This window comes from Leisingera sp. SA32, assembly GCF_056033425.1.
Genome location: NZ_JBVYHB010000001.1, coordinates 1 through 2500, shown reverse-complemented (window position 1 = coordinate 2500; position 2500 = coordinate 1). Strand labels below are relative to the sequence as shown.

Annotated in this window: 1 tRNA gene and 2 rRNA genes (1 of these 3 cut by a window edge); all 3 read left to right on the top strand. The window is 54.4% G+C overall.

The annotated features are described in order from the left end of the window. Positions 1-2068 (top strand): 23S ribosomal RNA (locus tag AC0IPL_RS00015) (it extends 762 nt beyond the left edge of the window). 195 nt (positions 2069-2263) lie between these two features. After that, positions 2264-2378, top strand: a 5S ribosomal RNA gene (gene rrf / locus AC0IPL_RS00010). A gap of 45 nt (positions 2379-2423) precedes the next feature. After that, positions 2424-2500, top strand: a tRNA-Met gene (locus tag AC0IPL_RS00005).

The window sequence follows — 2500 nt, the reverse complement described above, 5'->3', positions numbered from 1 at the left end:
CATCTGTTGAAAAAGATCGGGATGAGCTGTGCCTAGGGGTGAAAGGCCAATCAAACTCGGAGATAGCTGGTTCTCTGCGAAATCTATTTAGGTAGAGCGTCATCCGAATACCCCGGGGGGTAGAGCACTGGATGGGTAATGGGGCCCCACAGGCTTACTGATCCTAACCAAACTCCGAATACCCGGGAGTACTAGATGGCAGACACACGGCGGATGCTAACGTCCGTCGTGGAGAGGGAAACAACCCTGACCTCCGGCTAAGGCCCCCAATTCATGGCTAAGTGGGAAAGCAGGTGGGATGTCCAAAACAACCAGGAGGTTGGCTTAGAAGCAGCCATCCTTTAAAGATAGCGTAACAGCTCACTGGTCTAAATAAGACGTCCTGCGGCGAAGATGTAACGGGGCTCAAGCCATGAGCCGAAGCCGAGGATGCCCATAGGGCATGGTAGCAGAGCGTAGTGTGACATAGTCTCATGTCTCCTTACTTCCCTCGGGAAGATTGGAGACAAGAGGCTTTCGATGAAGCGGGCGCGTGAGCGATCCCGTGGAGAGATCACTAGCGAGAATGATGACATGAGTAGCGACAAAGAGTGTGAGAGACACTCTCGCCGAAAGTCCAAGGGTTCCTGCTTAAAGCTAATCTGAGCAGGGTAAGCCGGCCCCTAAGCCGAGGCCGAAAGGCGTAGGCGATGGGAACCAGGTTAATATTCCTGGGCCGTGGAGTGGTGACGGATTGCAAAGGTAGTTCACTCTTATCGGATTGAGTGGGCTGCTCAGCAGTCCCTGGAAATAGCCCTCCTTTCAGACCGTACCCTAAACCGACACAGGTGGACTGGTAGAGAATACCAAGGCGCTTGAGAGAACGATGTTGAAGGAACTCGGCAAAATACCTCCGTAAGTTCGCGAGAAGGAGGCCCGGGTCCTACGCAAGTGGAATCCGGGGGCACAAACCAGGGGGTGGCGACTGTTTATTAAAAACACAGGGCTCTGCGAAGTCGCAAGACGACGTATAGGGTCTGACGCCTGCCCGGTGCCTGAAGGTTAAAAGGAGGGGTGAGAGCTCCGAATTGAAGCCCAGGTAAACGGCGGCCGTAACTATAACGGTCCTAAGGTAGCGAAATTCCTTGTCGGGTAAGTTCCGACCTGCACGAATGGCGTAACGACTTCCCCGCTGTCTCCAACATCGACTCAGCGAAATTGAATTGCCTGTCAAGATGCAGGCTTCCCGCGGTTAGACGGAAAGACCCCGTGCACCTTTACTACAGCTTCGCACTGGTATCAGGATTGTGATGTGCAGGATAGGTGGTAGGCATCGAAACCAGAACGCAAGTTCCGGTGGAGCCTCCCTTGAGATACCACCCTTCGCACTCTTGATATCTAACCGCGGTCCGTTATCCGGATCCGGGACCCTGCGTGGCGGGTAGTTTGACTGGGGCGGTCGCCTCCTAAAGAGTAACGGAGGCGCGCGAAGGTTGGCTCAGAGCGGTCGGAAATCGCTCGTTGAGTGCAATGGCAGAAGCCAGCCTGACTGCAAGACTGACAAGTCGAGCAGAGACGAAAGTCGGCCATAGTGATCCGGTGGTCCCGCGTGGAAGGGCCATCGCTCAACGGATAAAAGGTACGCCGGGGATAACAGGCTGATACTGCCCAAGAGTCCATATCGACGGCAGTGTTTGGCACCTCGATGTCGGCTCATCTCATCCTGGGGCTGGAGCAGGTCCCAAGGGTACGGCTGTTCGCCGTTTAAAGAGGTACGTGAGCTGGGTTTAGAACGTCGTGAGACAGTTCGGTCCCTATCTGCCGTGGGTGTAGGATACTTGAGAGGAGTTGCCCCTAGTACGAGAGGACCGGGGTGAACGATCCACTGGTGGACCAGTTGTTATGCCAATAGCAGTGCTGGGTAGCTATGATCGGACAGGATAACCGCTGAAGGCATCTAAGCGGGAAGCCCCCCTCAAAACAAGGTATCCCTGAGGGCCGTGGAAGACCACCACGCCGATAGGCCGGAGATGTAAGTGCAGCAATGCATTCAGTTGACCGGTACTAATCGCCCGATAGGCTTGATTTGATCCAGTAACAGACAGTGTTGCCGGAACCAAATAAGCAAACATCCCGAACAAACACTTGGACAACGTTGATTGTAACGCCTTCCGCATGTGGAAATGTCTCGTGACATAACTCAGGTGCGGCAACGCATGTTTACTTCGTAAACACGCTGCCTGCCGCCAAATCCACCTGCCGAAGGCAGCTGGATTTTTCTCGGTTTGGTGGCTACAGCACAAGTGAAACACCCGGTCCCTTCCCGAACCCGGAAGTTAAGCACTGTCGCGCCGATGGTACTTGGGCTCAAGCCCTGGGAGAGTAGGTCACCGCCAAACCTAGTAAAATCCAAATCCTCTCTCAACGATAGAAAATCAACCTGACGCGGGATGGAGCAGCCAGGTAGCTCGTCAGGCTCATAACCTGAAGGTCGCAGGTTCAAATCCTGCTCCCGCAACCA